The following is a 26,574-nucleotide window of genomic DNA, read 5'->3' on the forward strand; positions in this document are numbered from 1 at the left end:
ACCGCCGAAACGACAGCGCACGCGGCTCCCCCACACTTCATCCTCTAGGCCCGGCGCGTGGAGTTCTCCTATCACCGCCTGGCGCGGTCGTCGCCCTCGTACCGGTGGTGGAAGCCCCTCATCGTCGCGCTGATCGCTATCGGGTTTTACGTCGCCCTGACGATCATCCTCGTGGTGCTCTTCGTGATCGCGGCGCTCGCCGTTCCCTCCATCAGCACCGAAATGCTCAAGCTGGTGTCAACCGGCGTGATCGACAACAGCTCACCGGTGATCCTCGCCTTCTCGCTCGGGTCGGTGGCGTTGATCCTTCCCGCGATCTGGTGTGCGCGGCTCATCATGGGTCCGCGTCCGGTCGGGCTGCTCTCCTCCGTCGCCGGTCGGCTGCGCTGGAGGTGGATGCTGCGGCTCCTCGTGCCCGTGGTCGTTGCGTACGGCGCCTCAACCCTGTTCTCCTCGCTCCTCCTGCCGCTGTTGCTGGGTGAACCGCTCACGGCACCCGCGATCCGTTCCGACACCTGGATCATCGTGATCGTCGCCGTGCTCCTGGTGCCGCTGCAGGCGACGGCGGAGGAGTTCTTCTTCCGTGGCTACCTGATGCAGACCTTCGGTGGCTGGCTGAGGCATCCGCTCTTCGCGATTCTGCTTCCTATCCCCTTCTTCACCTTCGGTCACGATTACGACATCTGGGGACTGCTCGACGTGACTGTCTTCGGCGTGACGGCCGCCTGGCTGGTCTGGCGCACCGGCGGGCTGGAGGCGTCGATCGTGGCGCACGTCGTCAACAACACCGTCATCTTCGTGATGGGCGGCTTCGGGCTCGTCAATGTTGACTCGAAGACCGGCAGCTGGGGCGAACTGGTGGTCTCCGCCGTCACGCTGGCGCTCTATTCCTGGCTGGTGCTGGTCGCGGCGAAGCGCTTCGGCATCGCCAGGACGCGCGTTGTCGGAGCTCCTCTCCCCGAGCCGGCGCCGCTTCCCGCCTGAGTCCACAGTTGGCTCGTTCGAGACTCGCTGTCGGCGCCCGCGATTAGACTCGCGGGGTGAGTTGGAGCGCGGAGATCCCCTGGGATCCGGATATCGAGGCGCCACCCGACCCCTGGGACGAACCGCCGCCCTTCCCCACTGATTCGGAGATGTCGGACGCAGAGCTGTCGGCGATCGAGCGCGCGCCGGTGACGGCTGCCACACCTCGCTATGCCTCCGCGGAGGAGGCGCTGCACACCGTCTTCGGGTACGACGCGTTCCGCGGTGAACAGGCGCAGATCATCCAGCAGGTGGTCGACGGTGGTGATGCCCTCGTGCTCATGCCGACCGGCGGCGGCAAGTCGCTCTGTTACCAGATTCCCGCACTCGTGCGCGAGGGTACCGGCGTCGTCATCTCGCCGCTCATCGCCCTCATGCAGGACCAGGTGGATGCCCTCTCCGCCGTCGGCGTGCGCGCCGCGTTCCTCAACTCAACCCAGGATTCGGCCCAGCGCACCGCCGTCGAGCGTGCCTTCCTGTCCGGCGAGCTCGACCTGCTCTACCTCGCGCCGGAGCGCCTGCGCGTCTCCGCCACCGCCGATCTCCTCGACCGAGGGGTCATCTCGCTCTTCGCCATCGACGAGGCGCACTGTGTGTCGCAGTGGGGCCACGACTTCCGACCCGACTACCTGCAGCTCTCGATGCTGCACGAGCGCTGGCCGGCGGTTCCGCGCATCGCGCTCACAGCGACCGCCACCGAGCAGACCCATCTCGAGATCCAGAAGCGGCTGCAACTGGCCGATGCACGTCATTTCGTCGCGAGCTTCGACCGCCCCAACATCCAGTATCGGATCGCCGCGAAGAACGCCCCGCAGCAACAGCTGCTCGAACTGCTGCGCAGCGAACATGCCGGTGACGCGGGCATCGTCTACTGCCTGTCGAGGGCGTCCGTGGAGAAGACAGCCGAATTCCTCGTGCAGAACGGCATCCCGGCCCTGCCCTATCATGCCGGGCTCGACTCGCGCCTGAGGGCGGCCAACCAGTCGCGCTTCCTCCGCGAGGATGGCATCGTGATGGTCGCGACGATCGCCTTCGGCATGGGTATCGACAAACCCGATGTGCGTTTCGTCGCCCACCTCGACCTGCCCAAATCAGTCGAGGGCTATTACCAGGAGACCGGTCGCGCCGGCCGCGACGGACTCCCGTCGACAGCCTGGCTCGCCTACGGCCTGCAGGATGTCATGCAGCAGCGTCGCATGATCGACTCGTCAGAGGGAGACGCAGAGCACCGCCGTCGGCTCGGCACCCACCTCGACGCCATGCTCGCCCTCTGCGAGACGGTCGAGTGCCGGCGGGTGCAGTTGCTCGCCTACTTCGGCGAGATCTCGACGCCGTGCGGCAACTGCGACACCTGCCTTTCACCCCCTGAGGCCTGGGACGGCACCGTTCCCGCGCAGAAGCTGCTCTCCACCGTCGTGCGGTTGCAGAGGGAGCGCAACCAGAAGTTCGGCGCCGGGCAGATCATCGACATCCTGCTCGGCAAGACCACCCCTCGCGTCACGCAGTACGACCACGGGAGCCTGAGCACGTTCGGCATCGGCACAGAGCTCGGCGAGCAGGAGTGGCGCGGCGTGGTTCGCCAGCTCCTCGCGCAGGGCGTTTTGGCGGTCAACAGTGACGGCTACGGAACACTCATCACCACGGAGTCGAGCGCTGCGGTTCTCGGCAGCCAGCGCAGCGTGATGCTGCGGCGCGAGCCCGAACGCCCAACCCGTGCGGCCAGGGCGCGGCGCACGGCACTCGCCGATCTGCCGGCCTCGGCGGCGCCCGTTTTCGAACAGCTCCGCACCTGGCGCGCGGCGGAAGCAAAAGAGCAGGGCGTGCCCGCCTACGTCATCTTCCACGACGCGACGCTTAGGGAGATCGCCACCGGCATCCCATCTACGCTCGCCGAACTCGGCACGATGAGCGGCGTCGGTGAGAACAAACTTGCCAAGTACGGCGAGGCGATCCTGGGAGTGCTCGGCGCCGCTGGATAGAGCGGTACGTGCCTAAGCCTGCGCTTCGACGATGCTTCCCGCTCCGGCGGTGATCGCGTCGAGGGCCCGCCGAAGCTGCGTGCTCGAGGTGTGCATCGTGTACGGAAAATAGACCACCTCGACCCCGATCGCCGCGAACTCTCGCTCGAGCCGTTGGCCCCTGTCAGTGCCGCGCCAGTCGTCGCCCTTGAAGAAGACGTTGAATCCGACGTCACGCCAGGTGTCCAGCTTGTCAGGGAGGACCTCGGCGCGCGCCTCATCCACGTAGCTGATGTGGCTGACGATCTCGAGTCGTTCAGCGAGCGGGATAACCGGGGTGATGCCCTTAGTCAGTTGCAGCATGTCGTCGGAGACGACGCCGGCGATCAGATAGTCGCACTGGCTCTTGGCGTGCTTGAGGATGTTGAGGTGGCCGACGTGGAACAGATCGAAGGCACCAGCGGCATAGCCGACTCGTGGGCTCACGAATGCTTCACCTTTCTATTCGGGTTGAAAGGGTAGAACAGCGCTCGGGTAAGCGCAGGGAGACCTAAACTCTAGCTGCGAACCGGTCCGATTAGCGACTAATTCGGGCTCATGTCACCTGAAAGGGGGATACGGATGTCGACATATTGCAATCAATCCGTTATTCTTCGTATCAACCCGCTCGACTACCATGCGGAGTCGGCTTACCTCTGTCGTACTCCCACGAATCCGCATAGGAACCCCGTCTATCGTGCATACCGCTAAGCACAAGCGCGCCATCGTCCACCATTCCCGACGTCGTTGGGTTATCGCTGGCACTTCGGCTCTCTCAATTGCAGTTGTTACTGCCGGGCTTGTAGTCGCGGTCGCTCCAGCACACGCTCAAACCTATGTCGCCGACAGGGCAATCGTCTCCGATAACCTCAATCGCCTCATAGCCCAGGGTTGGGGCTCGGCCCAACTGGGCGGCAAATACAGTTATTCAGAACCTGCGTCCTTTTCGTCCAATGGGACGGCGGGCGTCGCGGCCGCACCGCGGCCAGGATCATCAGTGACGGCGGTGCTGCCCTCGACCTCGGCACTTGATGCGATCGCGCGGACCACTCTTATAGTGCCGAGTCTTCCCAGCAAGGGAAACGGTATCTACACCGGAATCCGCCTGCGATCGTCGTTCAGCGGCTATTACCTGGCTCAGGTACGCCTTGCGCCCAATGGCACCGCCCTAGTTTCGACGGCGCGGGTCAACCGTAAGTCTGGAGCGCAGACCAAACTCTCCAAGGAGGTGGTTGCTCTGACTGGTCTTACCGCGGGGAATCGTATCTCGCTCGAATTCAGTACCGCCGGCCGTGATCCGGTGGCTTTGGCTGTTCGAGCTTGGCGTTCGGGCGCCGTTACGCCGGCCTGGCAGGTGGCGGTGAGCGACTCGAGCGCTGAGCGTATCCAGCAAGCCGGATCGGTCGCGCTGTGGTCCTACATCTCCAGTTCGAGTTCAGCGCGCAGTGTGGCCTTCGATGAGCTGAAGGCCTACACCCTAAAACCGGTAGTTCCGGGCGTTCCGTCTCCATCGGGCAGCCCCACTTCGACCCCGACGGCTCCGCCGACACCGACGAACCCCGAACCGACAAACCCGGAGCCCACCAAGCCGACCACGCCGCCTGTGCCGGGGAATGCCATCACCTACTCCTCACTTGTTGCTAACAATTCGTTGACGGCAACCCTGGGTCAGGTCCCGGTGGGTAAAGAGGTTCACTTCAAGGCGGGCACCTACAGCGCGACAGACTTTGATACCAACAAGATCGCGATTTTCCCATTGCCGAATGTGCGAGGAATCGTTGGTGCGGGTAGTGGCAAGACGCTCTTCCAGCTTGTGCCTCATTCATCGACGAAGGCCGCATCCGTTCCTTCGCAGTCGACCGCGCCGGTGGGTACGAACCAGTTGTACCTGATGCGTGTGGGCGGATACGGGCCGAATGGGGAGGGCCTCCCCGCCAACGTTCCTGTGCACCTTGCAGATTTCTCGCTCGTCGGCACGGAGCAGGGTCATCTCTACAACGGGCTGATGCTGCACTACGCCGATAATTCGGTGATCGAGGGAATGAAAGTCCAGGGGATTCCCGGAGACAACAACGCGAACCCAGGTGAGACCTTCGGAATTGGGCTCTATCGATCGAACAACGTAACGATCGATGGCACAGAGATCGATGGTCGGAATGCTTCAGGCATTCGAAATAGTGCATCTCTCATCGGCATCAACATGCTCGACGGGTTCACCATAAAAAACAGTTATCTGCACGACGCGAAGTTCGGGGCGGCCGTCACTGCCTATCATTCGACGGGCACGCTCGTCTATGAAAACTCGCGCTTTGAAGACAACAATGTCTCTGGTCTGAACTTCGAGGGCAATGACAGTGACATTCGGATCACCGATTGCTCATTCGCCCGGACGCCATGGGCGCACATCATCCTTGACGCGATCAATTTCGGTGCGAGTTCGAAGGTGACGATCACCGATCCACTTGTTGAGGGGAAGCCGGTTTCCGCCTCGAACAAGCTGCGAATCACCAGCCACGCGACCCCAGGGCAGCGACAGTTGCATTCCGATGTCCACCTATTCGTTAACGGCGTCGAGCACCCTGAGTTCATCGAATGGCAGCGTCAGAACGTCGGTGAGGTGGCAGGGAAGTAGGGAACGCCGACCGCTGGATTCCGTTTGGCGACGAGCGCGACCCTGTGAGCGCACTCGATCAGGAGGACCTGGTGACCCAGAGAGACTCCAATGTGTGGCAGGTCATTCAGGCCGATCGTCGCGTGAACCGAAATCCTCGTATTCGTTTAGCGTTCTGGCTTTTTCGTACCACGGTGGCGCTTAGGGCACAGCAGTTCACCCGCGGGCAGTTCCCCTGCCAGCTTTGGCATTCCATAAATTCATGACCGAGTGGTGCTTTGGCATGGAGTTGCTGGCCTCCACTGGTTGTCGGCGCCGGAGCGCCCATCCTCGGTGACGTCCTACTTGGTGATCGAGCGAGTATTAGGGCTGCAGCCGTGGTTCTCCACGATGTCCCGGCTAATCGAGTTGCTATTGAAAATCCGGCCCGAGTGCGCCTGAGCGATCCGATAACGCTAAAGACTCAGAAATCCAGTCGGCTTGAAGCGTTGCTCATTCGGCCGTGGCCGGTGTCTCAGGTGCGGCTCCGCGAGTACGCCTCAGAAGCTTGACTAGGTTGATTACGGAGACAATATCTTTCCGGATCGGACGCACGAGAAGGCAGGCAAGCGCGTAAACGCAGAGCATCGTCAATAGTGCCGCGCCCAGCTGAGGTATCGGACCGAACGGTGCGAGCAGATCAACGACTAAGGCCGCGAGAATGCCCGCTACTGCAACCAGCGTCAAGATCCGGAATGCGCCGGCGTAGAGACGCCGCACTGGCAAATCAGTCCGGCGGGACAGCCAAGCTAGAGAGATGGGCCACTCGACGGCGGCGGAGATCACATATCCCGCTGCGACGCCGACGACGCCCCATTGTGATCCGATGAGGATGCCGGCGACCTTGATTGCGGAACTCAGAAGGGTGAAACGAAAAAGTGCTCCGGTCAATCCTCGGGTCACATAGACCCAGTAGCCGACAAATGCCAACAATTGGAAGATCCCAGCGATCGACAGCAGTGAAAAGATCGGAGCGACCGATTCCCACTTCGGGCCGAGAAAGATTGCGGTAACCGGGAATGACGCAGCCGCGATGAGACCGAGACCGAGGACGACTGTATATCCAAGCGCCAGCTGCCCCTGTGCGATGTAATCGGCGAACCGTCGATTGTCATCCCGCAGTCGAGACAATACGGGTAGCGCAACCGTGGTCAAAGGCAGACGGATCTGATTGAGTGGTGTGGTGAGAAGCTGGTAGGCCCTGCTGTAGAGTCCGAGCGGTATGGTCCCGAAGCGCAGCCCGATGATGAAGGAGTCGGTGTTATTGCTGACATAGCCGATGAGCTGACTGGCGACCAGATGCCAGCCGAACTTCAGGAAGGCACGCATCGGCACGTTCCGTTGTGGTAGCCCCGGAATCCAGCGGGCGGAGATCGAGTTGATGGTCAGCTGGATCAGCGATTGACTGACCTGTTGCACAACCAATGCCCAGAATCCCCATCCGAGAAGGGCAGCACCGATCGCCAGGAGGAGGCCGAGCGCCGGTGACAAGATGTCGGCTAGGGCGAGTTGGCGGAATCTCAGGCGCCGAACTAGGTCGGCTCGATACTGTGTCGTGAGACCGTTAAGGATGAAAACTAACGAGAGTGCCCGCGCGATCGGTATGAGCTCGTCCCTGCGATAGATGAGCGCAAGTAGCTCACCGCCGAAGAAGAACACCAGCACGGCGAGCACAATGCCGATGCCCGTGTTGGTCCAAAACAGGTTGTCGCGCTGTGCACGCGAAAGCTGCGGTGCCTGAATCGCCGCCGATGAGAGACCGAAATCTCGAAGCAGTTCGCCTACGCCGATAACGGTCATGACCATGGCGATCAGGCCGTAGTCTCGCGGATCGAGCAGCCGCGCCAGAACAACGACTGAAGCCACCTGGATGAGAATCTTGGCACCCTGGGCAGAGAGGGTTACGGCGGCGCCACGTGCTGCTCGCTTGCCAAGACCTACGGTTGATTCCTGTGCCGCGCCGACGGGATCAGTCATCGAGAGCTACTCCGACATGATCCGCATATGCGAGCGCGGCAGGGCAGATCACGCGCGCAATGAACTGGGAGAAGATAGCATCTGCCCAGGGATCGAGTATCCACATGGTGACCTGATTAAAGCATCATTTCTTTCGCGCATATTCCTGCACGACGACACCTAAAGAGGCAGTCACCATGCCAATGCCGCGATTGGCCGCGCGTAGACCACGAGCCTGATGACGATTCGATCGGAGGGCGAGACCCCCAAGGTAGCGCACGCTGCCACCGAGAACGCGGAAACCACCTCCGATCGCTGCCCGCGCTCGGACCATCGACCGTCTCGCGCCTTTGGGAGCGAGGATCAGTTCGATCACGCTCGCGGTGTTGCCTCCGCGCCGCGCCCGGGTCAGAACCCAACGGCGAGTGCTGCGAGACGCCGGCACGAACTCGTCAACGACGGACTCGCTGCAGGCGACAATCCGACCACCGTTAGTTGTGAGTTGCTGGGTGAAGAGATTGTCTTCGCCGCCGCTGAGCCCGAGTCGATCATCGAAGTGAAGGTCGAATGATCGAACCTGCTGCAAATCTAGGAGCAGATTGTTCGTCGCAGTGACAGCGAGGCTGTCGCCGGTCGTCATTGGCGGGCGCCCAAAGAACTCACCGGCAACTACCCATGGATCGGGTTCGACATCGAACAGCGAGACGACCTGTCCACGTACGGCGGCGGCTCCGGTGCGTCGCCACATCTCAATGAGAGGACTCAGCCAGCCGGCGCGGGGGACCTCATCGTCGTCAATGAAAACCAGGAGATCCGAGGCCTCCGCTTCACGAAGCGCACGATTGCGGCCGGCAGTGATGCCGGGCTCCGGCTCGACGACGTATCGGACGGCTGCGAACCCCAACGACTCGACATAGCCACGGGCACTGCCGGTCGGATCGTTGTCCACGATGAGGAGTTCGACTGTCGCGGCGGTCGACGGCGATTTATTGACTTCAAGAACCTGCTTCAAGGTCGGAAAAACGGCGCGAGCTAGTTCCGTCGGCCTTTGGAAAGTGAGCATGGCCACGGTCACGACAATCGGCGAAACCGCAGTCGTCATCGTCGATGCCCCGCATCGATAGCTGCTCGATAGACGTCGGCGTGTTCGATGCCCGCCCGATCCCAATCGCGGGCGCTGAGATCAGGCCGGTCAGCTCGCACGGCTGCCGCGTCGAGCGCCGTGATGATCGATTCTGCGGTCAGCTCACCATCGAACAGATGCACCCAACCGCTGCCGACCTCATCACTCAGTTTTCTGTTCACCTCGTTATCGGGTACGAGAACCGGCCGGTTCAGCGACAGCGCGGCCAGAGCACCTCCAGAGTTATGCATGAAGCGATAGGGCAGCACCACGAGCTCCGAAGAGGTCACGATCTCCACGAGTTCCGCATCACTGAGGTAAGCGAGATGGAGTTCGATCCTCCGATCTCCATCAGCCAGGGATGCGACCGACGCAGCAAGCTGTGAGGTGGAGGGATTGCCGCCGAGTCGCAGCGTCAGACCTTCTCTGCGCCCCTCTGTCTCCCGGAATGCGCTAACCAGGCCCTCGACGCCCTTGTAGCGTCGAATCAGGCCGACATAGCCTATCTGCCCATCCTGCATTTCCTGCGGCTCGTAGCGAGCGAACCAGTCTCGATAGTGACCATGCGGAATCGTCTTGAATCGCTCCCCGTCGGGGAGTCGTGTGGTCGAGTTCAATCGGATGCGCATTGTCGTCTGTCGATCAATCACATCAAGCAGTGCGGACTCGCGGGCTGTGAGTCCGTCGGGGCGCTCGACGTTGTGCACGGTGCGCACGATCGGTCGACGAGTGAGTCGAAGACGGATCAGAATCATGAGAGCGAGAGCCTGCCGTGTTAGGCGGCGAAGCGGGGTGCGGCCGCCGACCAAAATCTCCGGCCAATGTGAGTGATAGACGTCGTAGCGACCGAACAATGCCGTCTTCCAACTGAAGTTGAGCACTGTCACCCCCGGCGTCCTGCGCAGAGCCTCGCCCAGCATGATGAGGTAGGGATTGGTAGTCGGACGAGGGATGGGAAAAGATTGAAGGACGGTCACGGGGCCCGAACCGTATGCGGAGGAGCGGCTAGTTGAGGTCACTCTTGATGTACCTGATCTTTCCGCCGTCGTGGGCAATCGATTCAACTATTTCGAGCCGCACTGGAACCTTATTCCTGACGATGTCCCGGACTTGATCGATAGCACTGTCGATGTCACGCCGAGCATCAGGATCCCCACCAGGGATACAGCGGATGACTATCGAATAGTCGGCTTGTTGATGGATCTGGAATTGACGAACAGCGGCTGGATTCCTGCTGAACGTCTGGGAAAGTGCCTCACCGGCAACGATCTGTCCGTCCGGCATGCGCATCGCCTCAGAGATGCGCCCGGTCACATGTTCGATCCGGGGAAGTGTGATTCCGCAGGCACATGGACCGGCGATCGGCGTCGTACGATCGCCGAGGCGATAGCGCACGAGCGGAAACACCCGGTTCGTGAGATCGGACACAACTACGTCCCCGATAACTCCCGGTGCGACCTGTCGGCCAGACCCGTCGAGCACTTCGACTTTACGCACGTCCGCGAAAGTGTGAAGACCGTTGTGTTCGGAACATTCGCCGGCCATCCAAGGGATTTCAGCGGAACGATAGTGATCGAAGGCTGGAGCGCCGAAAGCCGACTCGATGAGCTGCCGCTGCGCAGGAGTCATCGGCGCCGCCGTCACCGCGATCGCTCGTGGCGGTCGAATCCGGATTCCCCGAGTCGCAAGCATCTGCGCGAGCTCGGAGATGCCACCGACATAGCCGATCAGCAAAGATGGGCCGATCCTGTCCCAGCGTGCGAGAAACTCGTCGACCTTCTCATCGGTCATCCGATAGGCGTCGAGTTGGAACCGCTTGGACGGCCACCACTGCAGACTGTGGGCGAGCTCGGCACGGTCGCTTCGGACCCGACGCACCAGGATCGCCACGTCGTCTGATGGGTCCACGCCCCACCAGTCGAACAGTCGCCATTCGAGCGTGCGCGTCGGGGTGCGCAGGTCGCGGAGCAATCGAAGTGGTTCGCCGGTACTCCCACCCGTCACGGAGACCTTGCTATTTCGATCGGTCGCTTCGCTCGACCGAAACTTGCCGGGATTCTCGCGCACGTCAGCCTTTTCCACGATCGGAAGCTCGCGGAAAGCAGCAGGATCATCGAGATCCTTAAGGGTAAAACCAGCGCCGGAGTAGACCTCGCGATAGAACTCGGTGCTTTGCATCGCGAAGCGCGCATGAGCAATTGCGCGTTCGGCCTGAAGTTTTTCAGATTCATGCTGGTCAAGATGCTGATCACGTAAAAGTTGCTTGTACATGTTCTGGCTTCTTCGCAGGACTGTGGACTTTTTGGCGGCGAAGACGGCTTGTTTGAAAGTCATGATCTGTTCCTCCCCACTCTCGTGGCACGCACTGTTGCTCGGGCGCAGCAGACACGGGTTGGCCCATAGACTAACGGTATTCTTGGCCGAAATTGGATGTTGAAATAGTGGAGCCGCGGGGCGAAAGTTGATGGGAATGCCCGACCTGTTAAGTACGGTCGCGATCATCGTGGTCAGTTACGGCTCGTCGGACCTCCTTGAGCAAAACCTTCTCCCCGTTGTGGACTCCACACCCGAGGCATATGTGGTTGTCATCGACAACTTCACCACTTCGGAAGAACGCGCGAAAGTACGAGCGCTGGCCGACCTTCACGGGTGGACCGCTGTGCTGTCGGACGTGAACGAGGGTTTCGGAATCGGAATGAACCGCGGGGTCGATCAGGCGCTCTCGCTCGGGGCGACGTCGTTTCTTTTACTGAATCCAGATGCGACCATCGACAGGTCAAGTCTTGAAGAACTCGCTCAGGGCGTGGCGCGGAGTCCCCTCGAGCTTCTTTCTCCGACGGTTGTGCGTCCGGACGGGTCGGTATGGTTTGCCGGATCGGATCTGTATCTCGTTGACGGGCGAATCCGTGGTGCTCGTCGTCGCAGCCCGGAGCACGGAGATCGCTACCGACCATGGTTGAGCGGTGCGTGTCTGATGGTCAGTCGCGAACTATGGGCGCTGGTCGGCGGGTTCCGAAGCGACTACTTCCTGTATTGGGAGGATGTGGACCTCTCCTGGCGAATACAGAAAGTGGGGGGAACCATCGCGGTGCATCCGTCGGCACAAGCAGTGCATGCGGAAGGTGGCACGCAGAAGAAGGCGTCGAGCCACGTTGGTCAAGCTAAGTCGACGACCTATTACTACTACAACATTCGCAACCGGTTAATTTTCGCGAGCCTGTATCTCGATGACGTTGACCTCCGTGCGTGGCTGCGGGTTGCATGTGCAGTGTCGTGGGAGATCCTCATGCAAGGGGGGCGCCGGCAGTTGATCCACTCGCCGAAGCCGCTGCTCGCCGCTGCTCGTGGATTTCGTCATGGACGGCGGATTGCACGCGCAGAGCTCAAGCGTCGAAGTGCGAGCGGAAGCTGAACTCGGCGCGCCATATACTTACAGCCACAGTGGCGAGACCCGCCGCCCGGAGGCTGGAGCCGATATGACCGCATCTGGCGTACCCGACGCCCCTTCTGCGGCGCCCCGCGTCGAGTCGTATCGTGAGATCGTCAGCCGGCTGAAGGCTGCTCAGAAACCAGCGGCTCGATCAGCCCCGGCCTATTCGCGATTCATCAATCGTCGGTTCGGTCGATATCTGGCCGCAGGTGCGCACCGTTTGGGACTGGGCGCCAACGCTGTGACGCTCATCAGCGCAGCCTGGACCTTTCTCGCTATCGCTCTGCTGATCATTTTTCCACCGTCATGGATACTCGGCATCGTCATCGCAGTAATGCTCCTCATCGGATACGCTTTCGACTCCGCTGACGGTCAGATCTCGCGGCTACAGGGAACGAGCAGCCCTGCAGGAGAATGGCTCGATCATATGGTCGATGCCACAAAGGTCTCGACAATGCCACTTGCGGTGGCCGTCTCCTTCTATCGCTTTGACCTCATCGCGCGGGGATGGCTACTTGTCCCCCTCGCATTCGCCATCGTGTCGGCAGTGTTGTTCTTCTGCATGATCCTCACTGAGCAGCTTCGTCGTGCCCACGGGACACAATCACTCGCCGCCGATGCCCCGGGGCGTCCGTCGTGGCTTCGCGCAGTACTCGTCATTCCCATGGATTATGGTGTTTTGTGCCTGTCCTTTGTTCTTCTCGGGGCACCGATCGTGTTTTTCGTTGTGTACACGCTCCTGTTTGTCGCGACCACGATGTTCCTGTTACTTGCGCTCGGGAAATGGTTCCGCGAGTTGCAGGGCTGGGCGCGACCAGTGGGCACAGCGAGGGATGGCGCATAATGACTACACCAACGCCGGTAATCAATCGGAGGCGGTTGATCCTTCTCATCGCAGCCGCAGCAGTGGTGGTCATCCTCATCCTCGTTGCCGTGGTCGTCGCCCTGCAGTCGGCCTCGTCGACATCTGCAGAGAAAACCGTAAGCCCGACGCCAAGCGCGTTACCATCGAGATCCACATCATCGTCGGCCACGCCGTCACCGTCCTCGGCTGGAGGTATCTCAACGCCTGAGCCGTCAATCGATCCGAGTTACGGTGCCCCGGTCGCGGACACCGTTCCCGTGAGCGGCACGGGAGCATTCGGTGAATCTGTCACAGTCAAGATCGCATCGCTCGATTTTGTGACTGCCCAGGGAACTCAAGTGGGGGAGAAGAGCGGCGCCGCTGCGCGTATCGATATCCAGTTCATCAACAGTGGCTCGAGTTCGATCTCTCTCGATGAAGTCGGTGTAAATGTTTACTACGGAGCGGACAAGACGCCCGCGGCGCCGGTCAGCACCAACTCAGGCAAGGCGGGGTTCTCTGGCTCTCTCGCTTCGGGAAAGTCGGCAACCGGTCGATTCCTTTTCAACGTTCCAAAGGATCAGCAGGACTCGCTGATCATCACCGTCGCGAAGGATGCGACGAGTCCAATTGTCGTCTTCCATTAGACCGAGGCCGACCAGCAGCCACTGATCAAACGGACTCGAGAGCGTCCGACTCCTGCTGTCGCTGCGGCTTCGTAGTCGCGGCTACCGCCGCTCGGTTGTCGCCCGTCCCGAGCCGGAAGCGGTTGAGTACAACACCGAAAACTGTGACAGCGCCCGAATCGAGCGTGTCGATGGCATCGCTTAGCTGTTTGTTCTTCACCCGGGTAGTGTCAGCGACGAGTAGAACGCCGTCGCTGATCTCGCCAAGGATCGAAGCGTCGGCGGTTTCCACAACGGGCGCGGTATCGATCAGGATCACGTCATAGCGTTTGCGGCAGCTCACGAGGAATTCGGCGAACGCGGGAGACGAAAGCGATGCGCTCGGGTTCGTGATCGAGGGGCCGGAGGTAACGACGTCGAAACCGGCTTCGTCCCAGGTCTGAATGACCTCACGCTCTTTCGCCGGAGCGATATCCCTGAGGAGACTGGCGAGACCGTTGGAGTTATCGAGGCTGGTTCTCTCCGCGATCACCGGATGGCGGAGATTCGCATCGATCACCAGCACTTTACGGCGACGTTCAGCGAGGGCGGCGGCGAGACCGATCACGATCTCCGACACACCCTCGCCGTGAGTGGATGAAGCGACCAGAAGGGCGGGCCTGGATCCGGCAATCGCTGAGCTCAAGGTGCCGGCGAGCTTCCGATAGCTCTCGGTTACATGCGGCGAGCTATGAACTGTGACCTTCGTGCTTTCAATGGTGCCCAAAAGAGCAGCGTCCGTGATCCGGGTGAGCTCACGCGATGAGTGGACGCGGGTGTCGAGGCGGAAGCGCAGAAACACAACGAGCACACCGAGCACCAGCCCGATAAGCAATCCGGCGAGCAAGTTTCGCCAGGTATTGGGCGCGGACGGAGCGGATGGAGCAATCGCAGGGGCAAAGATCGTCGCGCTGATCGCCTTGCGATTGGTCGTCGTAGCCGGGGCCAGGTCCTCGACCACAGCGGAGAGTTGCGCGGCGACAGCGTTCGCTACATCGGCAGCTTTTTTCGGCGTAGCCTGCGTTGCCGAGAGCACGAGCACTGCGGTATTCGGCGGCGGGGTTGCGTCCACGGTTGTCGCGAGCGCTGCCGGCGTGGTGTCGAGTTCTTCGTCGCTGATGACCTGCCTGAGAACGAGGGGAGATGTTGCTAGCTCAGCGAAACTAAGCATCTGGCTCTGCGTATAGGTCGCGCCCTGGTTGAGATCAGTCGACGAGACGCTGAAGCCCGGCGCAAAGAAGATTTTTGCACTCGAAGTGTATGCCGGCTTGGCGAGAGCCGAGAGACCGAATCCGACGAGGCCGCCGAGCACGATGAGGACAACAAGCACCACCCATGAGCGGCGGAGGGCGTCGACATAGGAATTCGTGTTCATATTCGCCTAACTTACAGCGTTGTGGGCACCGGATCGGCGCGTTTGTGCGGACTGCGACGGCTGGTTCTCATGATCGTGGGTCTGAATTCGAGACCAGCGGCGATGTCGCTGGCCGTGTGCTTTCGTGCGGCGATCTGGGTTGCTACGGCCAAGCCAATGACAAACCAGACCAATATCGCGTACTGGGTGATCATCGCAGCGGTGGCGAAAGCCGGAATCTGCGCAACTACCGCAATGGTAGGGGCGCTTGCGCGCCTCGTAAGCACGAGTGCGATCGCGGCAATGAGCGCGATGAGTACAGCGATCACGATCAGCAACCCGCTGGACAGCCCGGTCAGTACGAGTTGGCTATCGATGGACTGGAAGTCGCCGAAGTAGATCTGGCCGCCCGGCCCGCGATGTGCAATGTCGGAGACACCGATTACATTCATATCCGGAACCAGTGAAATCAGGTCTCCGCGGTAGCTCGCGCTGATAGTCGCTTCATCTCCGGCACCCGTGAAGACCACGCCCACAAGAGGCGAGAAGGACAACACCGCAACCGTCCCGACAATGATTGCGACGACACGCATTCGCACCGACATCGCGTCGCGGAGGAAGAGGACAGAGAGCACGAGGCCCAGCAGTGCGCCGACGATTCCGATACGGCTGAAGGTCAGTGCTGTCGCGGTGAGCATCACGAGTACCATCGAGCCGCGGATCCAGAAGCGGAAACGCGAGGCGAGGGTGAGCGGTATCGCCAACGCGAGGCTAGCACCGAAGGCGATCGAGTGCCCAAAGGCACCCTCCGCGCGTTTGAAGCCACCTCGTTCCTGGATCGAGCTCCACGCGGTGAAAAGTGAGTTGTTGGACTTCCACTCCACGAAGAAGTTAACCCCGGACAGGAATTCGACGATACCGAGTAGAGCGACGATCGTAAACACGACGGCGATCACGCCGTAAATCCACTCGACGTCAACACGTGATGGCGCGAGTCTGCCGAGCAAATAGCCCACCAGGTAGTAGATGGCGAACGTGGCGAGGAAATCGAGGGCGATCGGGCGGTTGCCGGTTAGCAGGGCGGCCACCGAGACGACGAGCAACAGCAGGACAAGACCATCTGCGAGGTCGATCCTAAGCCGCGCGGCAGGCAGTAAGGCGGCTACCACCAGCACCGCGGTGACTGACGCGAGAGGGAGGAAGAGGCTTCCGCTGAATCCGATGCCGACACCAATCCAGACCGGTACGAAGCAGATCGTCAGCACCCAGACCGTTACTGCCAGCTTGGCGGACCGGCGAAGCACGACGTAGGCGAGGATTGCAATGAGGGCGGCGAGTAGCAAAAGAAGGGAGCGATCGATGATCGCCCCGGAGAAGTTCATGCGTGTCATGTTATCGAGGTGTACGAACAATCGTCCCGATCTTGCCCGCCATCCGCTGACGATAAAGCTCTGGGCCATGTCGAAGTCGTGCGGCATGAATATCGGACCGCATTTCCCCCGACGTCGTGCCCCAGTGGTCGGCTGTCGCCTGCAGAGCATCGGCAAGGGCGTCGGCATTGCCTGGTTCGACGGATCGCGCTGTCGTGTAGCCAGCAGTCGCCTCAAGGAGACCACTCGTCGCACTCGCGATTACCGTGCGGCCGCTCAGCACGGCCTCAACCGCAGTATCGCCAAACGGCTCGTCCGCGATCGACGGAACCACCACAACATCCCCGGCGGCCATAAGCTCCCAAACCGAGGGCTGAAAGCCGTGAAACTGCACACGGCCTTCGAGTCCGAGATCGACGATCTGCTGACGCAACTGGTCTTCATACCACTCGTAGCCAGGAAAGATCGCGCCGACGAGGTCCAGGTGGGTGTCAATTCCGCGCGCGGCAAGGATACCCACAGCAGCCACGGCTACTGCAACACCCTTGCGGGGCGAGAGCCGCCCGATGTAGGTGATGCGGAGCGGGCTGTCGAGCGACGAGCGTGCATCGATCTGTGTGGTGGGACCTGGCACCCCGTTATAGATGACCTCGGATCGGTCCGCTAAGCGAGGGAACGACTTTTCGATCACACCCACGCTGAACTTGCTGTTCGCCACGATGGTGGTCGAAAGAAACAAGGGAAGGGCGAGCGCCGAGCGAATCAACGGCGACGCCGAGGATTCGCCCTCATGGACATGGCTGAGCACGGGAATTCGCCGCAGACGGGCGAGCACTTGCCAGAGAGGGATGGTCATGGTGTTGACGTAGACCGCGTCGGGGCGCGTGCGATTAAGAAGCCGCGATCCGCATATAACGCCGGCGATTGACGTGGCGAGGAACTTCAGCATCCCTCGGGGGCGGAGCGCACTCTTGCGGACGACGGGGGTCGGCGTCAGTCGCACCTCAGCACCACGCTCCTTAAGGGCGGCGACGAGCGGACCTGAAACAGGGAGAGTAACGACAACTTCCCAGTCATCCTCGATCATTCCGCTTACACTCTCGAGGAACACCCGGTCAGAGCCATATAACTCCGCACCTGGGTGTGCCATCAAGACCGATCTGCGGCGGCTATCACTCACTGCTGCGGCGTCACGAGGAAGTTGTCGTACGAGAAAGTAACCGGTACCGCCGTCGCGAGTCCGGAGAGATAGCTGCGCAGTCCAACAGACCCGGCGACCTGGAGTGCCGCTGTCGTGTCGGTGGTGCTCAGCTGCCATGCTGTCGGCTCGGTCTGTCCGACGGACCACAGTTTGGCTCGGATTGTCGTCGGCGAGGTGCCATAGACCTGGACGCGGAGTTGCAGTACGGTGCCGGCGGCGTAGGTGATACCCGAGAGGTTTGCAACCTTGAGCGCGGTGTCCCCCTGCATCAGCTTGAGCTGCGGAACGCCGTTCGACTGGATCCAGACCGTTGCCTGGTAGTTAGATGTGCCGACATTTCGCCCGATTCCCGAGACGAATAGGCCGCCGCCTGTCGATGACTGGTCTGTGGTGAAGGTGGTGGTCAGATCAGTCGATGTGGAGTTGACCGAAGAAAGCATACTTGTCACCCCCGCACCGGCGGCCACGACATGCTTGCCAACGCCGTCGGCCACGAGGTAGGACGCTGCAGGCGCGGAATTGGTCCAGACCCCGCCGACATCAGCCGTTCCCCAACTCCTCGTGGCAGCTGTCCCGAAGTCCGCCTTCGCCGTCACGGTGACAGGAGGAGTGGTTGGTGCGACAGCGGTAACCGGGTGTGTGATCGTCGCGGTCGCGCCCTTGTTGTCGGTGACTGTGAGGCTCACCGTGAACGTGCCAGCTGTCGCATAGCTGTGCGCAGCGTTCGATCCGGTGCTGGTCTGCCCGTCGCCGAAGTTCCAGGAATAGGAAGCGATGGTACCGTCCGGATCCGAGGACGTCGAGCCGTTGAACGACGCTGCGAGGTTCGCAACACTCGAGGTGAAGGCGGCGGATGGTGGCAGGTTCGCAGCCACGGCCGTCACAGTCACCGGATGCGTGACAGTTGTCGTCGCTCCCTGGTTATCGGTCACTGTGAGGCTTGCCGTGAATGTACCGGCCGTTGCGTAAGCGTGAGATGACGTGGCGCCGATGCCGGTCGCGCCGTCACCATAATTCCACGCATACCCGGTCACCGATCCGTCGGCATCCGAGGACGTCGAACCATCGAACGTCGCTGCGAGGTTCGCAACGGTTGACGTGAAGGCGGCGACGGGTGCCTGGTTAGTGACGGGAGCCGCACTGGTAGTCGCGATGAAATCGTCGAAACTGGTACTCACAGATCCGGTCGCGATGCTCGACACATAGGACGAGATTCCGATCGAGCCCGCAGCCTGAAGGGCGGCGGTCGAGTCCGTTGTGGTGATCTGCCATGCGCCCGGCTCGGCCTGGCCAGCGGCCCAAACCTTAGCGTTGATGGTGGTGGGCGATGTTCCCGTCGTCAGTACACGCACGTTGAGCTTTGTGCCAGGCGTGTATGTCAGGCCGGCGACCGTCACCGACTTCAGCGGGGTTGCGCCCTGCTCGAGCACGAGAAGCACTGAGCCGTTTGTCTTGATCACTACCTCACCGTCGTATGACGAGCTGCCGATCTTGCGGCCGAACACATCAGTGTAAGAACCACCGGCGCTCGGAAGCGCATCAATAGAGACCGACATCCTTACGTCCGTATCGATCGACGATACCGAGCCGAGAGTCGCGAATCTGGTCTGCCCGCCGGGAATGGTAATTTTGCCGACTCCGTTAGCCACCTGGAAGTTGCTCGCGCCACCCGTGACCGTCCAGGCTCCACCGAGATCCGCAGCACCCCAACTTGAGGTGGCAGTGCGACCGAAAGCATCATGCGCCAGCGTGCCAGCAGCGGGGGCCGCGTTGACCGTGACAGGGCGACTAATTACCGCTGTCGCTCCCATGTTGTCGGTGACCGTGAGGCTCACCGAGTAGCTGCCCGCAGCGGTGTAGGTGTGCGATACCGTCGCTCCTGTGCCGACCTGGGAGTCGCCGAAGTTCCATGCGTAACTCGAGATCGTCCCGTCAGGATCGGCGGATGTACTGCCATCGAACGCGGCTACGAGGTTGTTGGCGGTGGAGGTGAATGCTGCGACCGGCAGTGCGTTCGCGGCAACCACAGCCACCGAGTGATCGACGGTTCCCGTCGCGCCCTTGTTGTCGGTCACAACGAGCGTGACGTTGTAGCTGCCGGAGCTCGCGTAGATGTGTGAGGTAGTCGCCCCACTTCCGGTCGTGCCGTCACCGAAGTTCCACGCGTAGGTCGCAAGTGACCCGTCCGGATCTGTCGAGGCGCTGGCGTCGAACGTCGCAGTCGCGTCACTGGTCGTCGACGTAAACGATGCGGTCGGTGCGACGTTAGCGGCCGAGACGGTGATTGAGTTGGTAACCGTGCTGGTCGCTCCGCGGTCATCTGTCACTGTCAGAGCAACGACGTAGCTGCCAGCCAGGGCGTAGGTATGGTCGGTAGTTTTCCCACTGCCGGTCGCCGCGTCGCCGAAGTCCCAGGCGTAGGAGACCACAGCACCGTCCGGGTCTGCAGAGTTAGCCGCGTCAAAACTTGCGACCAGGTTGGCCGCGCTCGTCGAGAACGCCGCAGTCGGAGCCTGGTTCGGAGCTATAGCGACCACTGAGTGATTCACGGTCCCTGTCATTCCCTCGTTGTCGGTCACTGTGAGAGTCACCGTGTACGTGCCGCCGACGGCATAGACGTGATTGGTCGTCGCGCCGGTACCTATTGAACCGTCGCCAAAGACCCAGGCGTAGGTTGCGATCGTGCCGTCCGTGTCGCTGGAAGCACTTCCGTCGAACGTTGCAGCCAACTCGTTGATATTGGAGGTGAAGAGCGCCGTCGGCGCGACGTTCGGTGCGATAGCCGTCAACGAGTGGGTTTCCGTGCTAATCGCCCCCTGGTTGTCGGTGACAGTCAGAGCAATGACGAAGCTGCCGGTCTGTGTGTAGTGGTGAGTTGTGGTGGCACCGGTGCCGGTAGTCCCGTCGCCGAAGTCCCAGGCATACGAGGCGATCGTGCCGTCTGGGTCGCTCGACGTGGTTGCATCGAACGCTGCATCCTGATGATCGACTAATGCGGTGAAGACCGCTGTCGGCTTCGCGTTCGGCAGAGCCCCCGTCGTTCCGAGCGAGTAGTGGTCGCCCACCGTTTTCGCTGTCAGGGAGTCGCCGTATACGGCGACCTCGTCGAGCGTTCCGTCGAACCAAGGGCTCGACGAGCCCCACGTGTTGTCACCACCGATTCGCCAGTACCCGCTGTAGTCCTGAGCACTTGTCTGTGGGTTGGTACCCACGAGAACGCCGTCAACGTAGAGCTTCATCCCGTCACCCGACTGGGTCGCAACTGTGTGGTGCCAGGATCCGTCGTTATAGCTGGCAGGACTCGTCACGGTGTTCGTCTGGCCGGTGTAGGTGCCGAACACGAGAGTTCCGTCATCCTGCATGTAGACGTGGCGGTCGTAGTTGTCGGAAAGGCCGGACTGGTTGTTTCCGAAGCCGATCAGTTTTCCGCCGGAATGAGTGGTCGTCTTAAACCAGGTTTCTAGTGAATAGGTTGATGGGTTGTTAAACGAACTATTGCTCGAAACCACGGCGCCGGATCCAAAACCTGCGGCGGTGTTGCCCGAGATCGGCCCAGCAACACTCTGCGTCACGCCATCGTAATAGGTTCCGGGGTTGCCTTCCTGGCCGGAGTCGGCCGCTGCGGTGCCTGAGGATTCGCCGAGCCGCCAGAAGAGTACCGGGTCAGCGGAGTAGATCGCCGCACCGTAGGTATCCGTCGGAGCTGTGGGGATCGGAGAAGTCCGACCGCTCGCGACGAAGTGGTTCACGACTTGCTGCTTGGTGAGTACGGCCGGGAAAACAGAGACCTGCGCGATGTCGCCGTTCAGATAGTAGCTGCTCGGCTGGTTCGGCCAACCCCCGAGGTTGTCGCCGCCGATCCTCCAGTATCCGGAATAGGGCTGACCTGAGGTGACATCGCTGCGCGAGCCCGCGAGCTTGCCATCGATCCAGAGCCGCATGCCGTTGGAGCCGAGCGACGAGACCACCTGGTGCCAAGCGCCGTCGTTGAAGGACTCACTCGACGTGACAGTCGCGGTGTTGCCGGTGTAGACACCGAAGGTAATATGACCGCTGTTGTCCATGTAGGTCTGTCGGTCGTAGCTGCCCGAATTGCCGGTTGCCGCACTTCCGTAGCCAATGATCTTTCCACCGGAGTTCGAGGCGGTGCGCACCCACACTTCGGTGGTGAAGTTGTCGGGTGAAACGAGACTGTTCTGGCTCGCAGCCGTGCCGGTCGCACCGTCGAAGGTGGTCGCGGTCGCGGTCGAGATGGGGCTGGCCGCTCCGCGCGTGACGCCGCCGCTTACGAGAAGGTCGTTGAACCCCGCGTGATCGAGTCCCGCTGTTCCTGACGTCTCATCGAGTGGCCAATATGTCGTAGGAGAGTCCGCGGATATGGCTGTGGCGTAATCGCCGCCGCCGACTGCGGAGGAGATGGTCACTGGAGTACTCGGCCGAGAGGTTGAGTTGCCATATGGATCAGTGACAAAGATCTTGTAAGTGTGCGTGCTCCCCGGCACCAAGCCTTTATCGATGAACCCCATGCTCGCGCGCTGCCAGAAGGTCGACGCTTGGGTTGTCGTGTAGATCGGGTTGGTGTTGGCTGCGCGGTCGCGAACGAGACTGTAGACGAGGTTGGTGTTGTCCTGGTCATAGGTTGCAGTCCAAGAAATGCGCGCCTCGCCGCTGGTGAATGAGGCCACATTGGGCACGAGTGCCGTGTTCGTGTTCGGCCCAACCTTATTCGGGGCGATGGCCGGTACCGCGTAACGGGTCAGACCTTGCTGGGCGATGCCGTTGACGTAGGGGAACTCTCCGCCTGCGACGAGATACTGCGAGTTGCCAGCGAGACTCCAGGCCGCCTGGCCTTGCCCCGTATACGAGCCGGTTACATAATTCGGGAACCAGTTGAGCAGCGTCGGAGACGGATTGCCCGCCCAGTTGGGATAGCCGTACGGGTCGTTGGTGATCGTGCCAGTCGCGACTTTGCTGAACGCGACTGTGTGGTGGAACGTCCACTTCGGCGATGTCTGCGGGAAGCCGCCGATGTTGCCGCAGTAGTGGGGGTGCCCAGCGTCGTAGACCACATCGCCCATCGAGAACACCGAATAACTGTCTCCGTGACAGTCTTCGAGCCATATCATTTCGCCCGTGTTCGGGTCAGCGGAGAACATGCCTTCGAGATTTTGCGGGTGGCCGCTACCGAAGTCGTAACCGACACCATAAATACGGTCGGATGTCGCGTAGAGCGAAGTGATCGCGGCCTTGTCGCCGTAGTCATGCACCTTCTGGTTCATCGCCCACGGGAGGATGGCTCCAGTCGTGGCGTCGACTGCTCCGAGGCCGAGCGCCTCAGTTGTTCCGAGCGTATCGAATCGTCCTCCGATGATCAGCTTGCTGCCGTCGGGAGTGAGGGCGCTGGCCTGGATTGTGGAGTTTGCCTGAGGATTCCACGCAGTGAGAGAGCCATCCGAAGCCTTGATCTGGGCAGCAAAGCCCCGGGGCTGACTGTTGACGCTCTTGAATACTCCACCGACGTAGACGCCGCTGTTAGTGGCCGTGACCGACCGTGCCTGCGCGCTCAGGATCGGACGAAAGGAGGGGATAACCGCGCCAGTCGCAGTGTTGAAAGCGGCGAGCCGATAGTACGGAACGCCGTCGATGGCCGTGAAGTCGCCGGCGACGTAAATGCGTGACCCGTCCGGTGAGGCAGTGATGGCAAGAGCCTGAGCATTGAGGCTGGGTGCGAAGCTCGTGATGAGTGCGCCAGTGGTGATGTTGTAGGCCAGCAGATTGTTGCGAGTAACTGTGTTCACTCCTGGTGCCGAACCTGCGGGCCTGGCGGTTGTGAAGCTGCCCGCCACGTACACAGTGTCACCGACGACCACCTGCGACCAGGCAACCCCGTCAATCTGGGTGGTCGGCAGCGCGTCGGCGCTCACCGTCGCCGGCGTTGACGGGTTCGCGGGGTCGAGCGGGGCAGTGTCTGCCCGCGCCGCGGTCGGCATCATAAGCAGCGAGGCGAGGACGATTCCGACCGAGAGCGCGAGTGCCAGAGCCACGGCGATGAAGCGGGGCAGACGCTGGATGGTGATCGTGTTCATGAGATTCTCGAATCGGTTCGGGAGGAGGTGCTGATCATGGTGTGGGAAGGTTCGGCGATCGCAATGGGACGATCGGCGGTTACGCGTGGTCGGCGCGTCTTGTGGATGCTGTATCCGTTGGCAAGACGGGTTGCGAGGTCTTCATAACCCTCCGCGACGTCGTCCCAGTTGTAAGTAAGCTCAGCCCGTCGCTGAAGGCGCTGCCCTAGCACTAGAAGCTGGGAGGCGTGGCGCTCGGCATAGTCGATACGTTCTTGGAAAGCATCCGGAGTACCGAAGTACATCCCGTGCTCGCCAAGAACTTCCCGATTGAACTCGACGTCAAACGCGAGCACCGGAGTTCCGCCCCCCATCGCGCGCAACAGCGACGGGTTTGTGCCCCCTACCGAGTGCCCATGGGCATAGGTAAGGGCGTGTGCGTACAGCTGGTCAAGCTGTTCCTGATCCCAGACGCCACCGAGAAGGTGGACCCGGGGGTCTGTCGAAGCGATTGCCTCGATAGAGCTGGTGTAGGCAGCTGAGTAAGGAGCGCTGCCAACGACTACGAGCGGATATTCGGCCGCACTCTGGCTGAAACCCTTGACGATCATGTCGACGTGGTTCTCCGGCTCGAAGCGAGCGACCACGAGGTGGAACCTGCCCGGCTCGAGTCCGAGTTCGGCGAGACGGTCGGACGCCGCATCGCGCAGGATCGGGCTGCCGTAGGTGAGCAGTTCCGTGTCGGCGTCGAATTTGTTGGCGTAGTAGTCGGCGATACCCTTGGCGTCGGCGATGAGTGCATCGGCCCATTTCACGGCGAGCTTCTCGACGCCGAGATAGTAGCGGCGACCCGCTCCGCTCCACTTGTCGCGCATCCACTCGAGGCCGTCGACGTGGACGGCTGTCGGGATGCCCCGTGCACGAAGCATGGGAACGAAGGGGGCATTCGCCGCGTTGAAGACGAATGCCATGTCGTGCTTTGTAGTCACGGCGGCGTGCATCACCGAGAAGGCGGTGTGGCTCAGGGTCTCGGCAGCTTTCAACCGCAAGGCGGGAAGGTAGACGAGTTTCATGCCGAGATGCGTCTTGGTGCGAGGGCCGTCGATATGACGGCAATAGACGGTGACCTCGTGGCCGCGCGCGACGAGACGCCTGCCGATCTCTTCGACTGCTGTCTCGAATCCGCCGTAGGCGGCCGGTACGCCCCGGGTACCGATCATCGCGATCTTGAGCTTGCCCGGAGCCGATCTGCGCGCCATCAGTACGCGCCGACCGGATTGATGAGTACCCGCACAGTGCGCCACATGATCATGAGGTCTCCGACCACCGACCAGTTCTCCACGTAGTAGAGGTCGAGCCTGACACTCTCCTCCCAACTGAGGGCTGAGCGACCATTGACCTGCCACATTCCGGTGAGGCCCGGCTTGATGTAGAGCCGCCGACGAACGTGGTCCTCGTAGCCGTCCACCTCGTGAGGCAACGGTGGGCGTGGTCCCACCAGGCTCATGTCGCCGACGAGCACGTTCCAGAGTTGCGGAAACTCGTCGAGCGAGTATTTGCGCAGGGTCTTGCCGATTCGGGTGACGCGCGGGTCGTTCTTCATCTTGAAGAGCAGGCCGCTTCCCTCGTTCTTTGACATCAACTCGGCGAGCTGGTCTGGCGCAGACGCGACCATGGAGCGGAACTTGAGGATGTGGAAGGTGCGTCCGCCACGACCGACGCGCTCCTGGGAGAAGAAGGCCTTGCCGTCACTATCCGCCTTGATGATCACGGAGAGCAGGAGGAAGAGCGGGCTGAGCGCGATGAGCGCCGTCGCCGAGACAGCCACGTCGAGCACGCGTTTGAGCAGGTGCTTGCCTCCCTCGAACTGGGGAATCTCCACGTGCAGCAGCGGCAGGCCGTCGACCGGACGGAAGTGGATGCGCGGTCCCGCCACATTCGCGAGGCTGGTTGCGAGGATCAGTTCGACGGTCTTGCCCTCGAGCTCCCAGGCCAGATCGTGGATGAAGTCGCTTCCCGTCGCTGGCTGGCCGGCGACGACGACACCGTCGGCTCCGAGCATCGTGGCGTACTCCGCGACACGATTGAGGTCGCGCATGACGCTGAGGTTGCGCAGGATTCCATTGTCGGACTCCGAGTATTCCTCGTCGAGGACGGCGCCGACGACGGCATAAGCCGCTCCGGAGCTCTTGTCGATCTGGCGGACGACCTTTTCGACGTCCGCGCGACTGCCGACGACCACGACGCGTGAGAGGTAGTGGCCGAACCTTCGCTGGGCGATGATCCATTTGCGCCAGGTCCAGCGGCTGGCAAGGAGGCCCACCACGCCCAAAGGCGCCGCGACTATGAAGAACCATCGGGCTGTATCGACCTGTGCGACGAGGAACAGGATTGCTATGAGTCCAAACACCGTAGTGCTGGCATTGACGACTCGCTTGTATTCGTTCGCGCCGACTCCAACTACTCGAAGGTCACGGGTACGGAACGCGGCAAGGCTGATCGACCAGGCCAGGATCACCAGCAGCGACATGTACGCATAGCGTTCACCGCTCGGGGTGCCGAGTGAGACGGGGTCGGCGAATCCGAAGCGTGCGAAGAAGGTGATCACCACGGCGATCGTGATGATCGCGGTGTCGGTGATGCGTAGCCTTGAGCAGTACGCACGAGCCCATGGGAGGCCGGAAACCGGAAGGCGAGTTGCGTGCGCTTCGTGGGTGAGTCGGGTGCGGTGGCCTAGACGCAGGCGCTGCGCGCCAATAGCGCGAGGGTCGGCTCGGGGAACCGTAATGTCGTTCATCGGGTATTCCTGCAGTTCGGGTTTTACAGGGACCGCGCATGAATGCCGTTGGGTGACGGCACACGAGACGTGTCAGATTCTCCTGGGTGGGAGAGCGAG

At 61.4% G+C, this 26,574-nt stretch carries 17 protein-coding genes; 6 read left to right on the plus strand and 11 right to left on the minus strand.

The window, feature by feature from the left end; translation table 11 throughout:
• Positions 1–57 precede the first annotated feature (57 nt).
• Together ABIB56_RS01500 and recQ are read left to right on the plus strand one after the other, a co-directional pair.
• Positions 58–984 carry a CPBP family intramembrane glutamic endopeptidase gene (locus ABIB56_RS01500; RefSeq protein ID WP_354567034.1) on the plus strand — a complete coding sequence of 309 codons (927 nt, stop codon included), beginning with the start codon at positions 58–60 and terminating at the stop codon, positions 982–984.
• 149 nt (positions 985–1,133) lie between these two features.
• Positions 1,134–3,002 (plus strand): DNA helicase RecQ, encoded by a 1,869-nt coding sequence (gene recQ, locus ABIB56_RS01505; protein ID WP_354567282.1) that lies wholly within the window; start codon positions 1,134–1,136, stop codon positions 3,000–3,002.
• 12 nt (positions 3,003–3,014) lie between these two features.
• Here the strand turns inward: recQ and ABIB56_RS01510 are convergent, their stop codons facing one another.
• The gene (locus ABIB56_RS01510; protein ID WP_354567036.1) at positions 3,015–3,467 is read right to left on the minus strand and encodes an FAD synthase family protein; all 453 of its coding nucleotides are present in this window, start codon (positions 3,465–3,467) and stop codon (positions 3,015–3,017) included.
• A gap of 1,000 nt (positions 3,468–4,467) precedes the next feature.
• On the opposite strand from ABIB56_RS01510, the gene ABIB56_RS01515 reads away from it, so the two are divergent.
• Entirely contained in the window at positions 4,468–5,652 is a 1,185-nt protein-coding gene (locus ABIB56_RS01515) for a right-handed parallel beta-helix repeat-containing protein (RefSeq protein WP_354567037.1), read from the plus strand.
• A gap of 471 nt (positions 5,653–6,123) precedes the next feature.
• Here ABIB56_RS01515 and ABIB56_RS01520 read toward each other — a convergent pair whose 3' ends face one another.
• The 4 genes from ABIB56_RS01520 to ABIB56_RS01535 form a co-directional block, all read right to left on the minus strand.
• Entirely contained in the window at positions 6,124–7,647 is a 1,524-nt protein-coding gene (locus ABIB56_RS01520) for a lipopolysaccharide biosynthesis protein (protein WP_354567038.1), read from the minus strand.
• A 124-nt stretch (positions 7,648–7,771) separates the two neighbouring features.
• On the minus strand, positions 7,772–8,728 hold the full coding sequence (locus tag ABIB56_RS01525; RefSeq protein WP_354567039.1) for a glycosyltransferase: 957 nt from the start codon (positions 8,726–8,728) through the stop codon (positions 7,772–7,774).
• Complete coding sequence (locus ABIB56_RS01530; RefSeq protein WP_354567041.1) at positions 8,725–9,726, minus strand: glycosyltransferase family protein; 1,002 nt, start codon at positions 9,724–9,726, stop codon at positions 8,725–8,727. The genes ABIB56_RS01525 and ABIB56_RS01530 overlap by 4 nt, the downstream gene beginning before the upstream one ends.
• A 28-nt stretch (positions 9,727–9,754) precedes the next feature.
• The gene (locus ABIB56_RS01535) at positions 9,755–11,251 is read right to left on the minus strand and encodes a phenylacetate--CoA ligase family protein (RefSeq protein ID WP_354567042.1); all 1,497 of its coding nucleotides are present in this window, start codon (positions 11,249–11,251) and stop codon (positions 9,755–9,757) included.
• On the opposite strand from ABIB56_RS01535, the gene ABIB56_RS01540 reads away from it, so the two are divergent.
• From ABIB56_RS01540 to ABIB56_RS01550, 3 genes are all read left to right on the plus strand, one after another.
• Complete coding sequence (locus ABIB56_RS01540) at positions 11,220–12,161, plus strand: glycosyltransferase family 2 protein (RefSeq protein WP_354567043.1); 942 nt, start codon at positions 11,220–11,222, stop codon at positions 12,159–12,161. The genes ABIB56_RS01535 and ABIB56_RS01540 overlap by 32 nt on opposite strands.
• A gap of 64 nt (positions 12,162–12,225) precedes the next feature.
• Positions 12,226–13,023 (plus strand): CDP-alcohol phosphatidyltransferase family protein, encoded by a 798-nt coding sequence (locus tag ABIB56_RS01545; protein WP_354567044.1) that lies wholly within the window; start codon positions 12,226–12,228, stop codon positions 13,021–13,023.
• Positions 13,023–13,670: a DUF4352 domain-containing protein gene (locus tag ABIB56_RS01550; RefSeq protein ID WP_354567045.1), complete on the plus strand. Its 648-nt coding sequence runs from the start codon at positions 13,023–13,025 to the stop codon at positions 13,668–13,670. Before ABIB56_RS01545 ends, ABIB56_RS01550 begins: the two co-directional genes overlap by 1 nt.
• 25 nt (positions 13,671–13,695) lie before the next feature.
• Here the strand turns inward: ABIB56_RS01550 and ABIB56_RS01555 are convergent, their stop codons facing one another.
• From ABIB56_RS01555 to ABIB56_RS01580, 6 genes are read right to left on the minus strand one after another with little or no spacing between them, the layout of a single operon-like run.
• Positions 13,696–15,063, minus strand: coding sequence for a tyrosine-protein kinase domain-containing protein (locus tag ABIB56_RS01555; RefSeq protein ID WP_354567046.1), 1,368 nt, complete (start codon positions 15,061–15,063; stop codon positions 13,696–13,698).
• 11 nt (positions 15,064–15,074) lie between these two features.
• The gene (locus ABIB56_RS01560; RefSeq protein WP_354567047.1) at positions 15,075–16,424 is read right to left on the minus strand and encodes a hypothetical protein; all 1,350 of its coding nucleotides are present in this window, start codon (positions 16,422–16,424) and stop codon (positions 15,075–15,077) included.
• Between the two features lie 10 nt (positions 16,425–16,434).
• Entirely contained in the window at positions 16,435–17,562 is a 1,128-nt protein-coding gene (locus tag ABIB56_RS01565) for a glycosyltransferase (protein ID WP_354567048.1), read from the minus strand.
• A gap of 26 nt (positions 17,563–17,588) precedes the next feature.
• Positions 17,589–23,699, minus strand: coding sequence for a beta strand repeat-containing protein (locus ABIB56_RS01570; RefSeq protein ID WP_354567049.1), 6,111 nt, complete (start codon positions 23,697–23,699; stop codon positions 17,589–17,591).
• Positions 23,696–24,937: a DUF1972 domain-containing protein gene (locus tag ABIB56_RS01575; protein WP_354567050.1), complete on the minus strand. Its 1,242-nt coding sequence runs from the start codon at positions 24,935–24,937 to the stop codon at positions 23,696–23,698. Before ABIB56_RS01575 ends, ABIB56_RS01570 begins: the two co-directional genes overlap by 4 nt.
• Entirely contained in the window at positions 24,937–26,475 is a 1,539-nt protein-coding gene (locus ABIB56_RS01580) for a sugar transferase (RefSeq protein ID WP_354567052.1), read from the minus strand. Before ABIB56_RS01580 ends, ABIB56_RS01575 begins: the two co-directional genes overlap by 1 nt.
• Positions 26,476–26,574: the final 99 nt, after the last annotated feature.

The sequence above is a fragment of the Glaciihabitans sp. UYNi722 genome, from assembly GCF_040549465.1.
Lineage (GTDB): Bacteria > Actinomycetota > Actinomycetes > Actinomycetales > Microbacteriaceae > Lacisediminihabitans.

What these genes read in the sequence shown, in the direction of transcription:
- recQ (WP_354567282.1), top strand. Translation starts at nt 1,134, where the DNA reads ATGTCGGACGCAGAGCTGTCGGCGATCGAGCGCGCGCCGGTGACGGCT.
- ABIB56_RS01520 (WP_354567038.1), bottom strand. Translation starts at nt 7,647, where the DNA reads ATGACTGATCCCGTCGGCGCGGCACAGGAATCAACCGTAGGTCTTGGC.
- ABIB56_RS01525 (WP_354567039.1), bottom strand. Translation starts at nt 8,728, where the DNA reads ATGACGACTGCGGTTTCGCCGATTGTCGTGACCGTGGCCATGCTCACT.
- ABIB56_RS01540 (WP_354567043.1), top strand. Translation starts at nt 11,220, where the DNA reads ATGCCCGACCTGTTAAGTACGGTCGCGATCATCGTGGTCAGTTACGGC.
- ABIB56_RS01535 (WP_354567042.1), bottom strand. Translation starts at nt 11,251, where the DNA reads ATGATCGCGACCGTACTTAACAGGTCGGGCATTCCCATCAACTTTCGC.
- ABIB56_RS01545 (WP_354567044.1), top strand. Translation starts at nt 12,226, where the DNA reads ATGACCGCATCTGGCGTACCCGACGCCCCTTCTGCGGCGCCCCGCGTC.
- ABIB56_RS01550 (WP_354567045.1), top strand. Translation starts at nt 13,023, where the DNA reads ATGACTACACCAACGCCGGTAATCAATCGGAGGCGGTTGATCCTTCTC.
- ABIB56_RS01555 (WP_354567046.1), bottom strand. Translation starts at nt 15,063, where the DNA reads ATGAACACGAATTCCTATGTCGACGCCCTCCGCCGCTCATGGGTGGTG.
- ABIB56_RS01560 (WP_354567047.1), bottom strand. Translation starts at nt 16,424, where the DNA reads ATGAACTTCTCCGGGGCGATCATCGATCGCTCCCTTCTTTTGCTACTC.
- ABIB56_RS01565 (WP_354567048.1), bottom strand. Translation starts at nt 17,562, where the DNA reads ATGGCACACCCAGGTGCGGAGTTATATGGCTCTGACCGGGTGTTCCTC.
- ABIB56_RS01570 (WP_354567049.1), bottom strand. Translation starts at nt 23,699, where the DNA reads ATGAACACGATCACCATCCAGCGTCTGCCCCGCTTCATCGCCGTGGCT.
- ABIB56_RS01575 (WP_354567050.1), bottom strand. Translation starts at nt 24,937, where the DNA reads ATGGCGCGCAGATCGGCTCCGGGCAAGCTCAAGATCGCGATGATCGGT.
- ABIB56_RS01580 (WP_354567052.1), bottom strand. Translation starts at nt 26,475, where the DNA reads ATGAACGACATTACGGTTCCCCGAGCCGACCCTCGCGCTATTGGCGCG.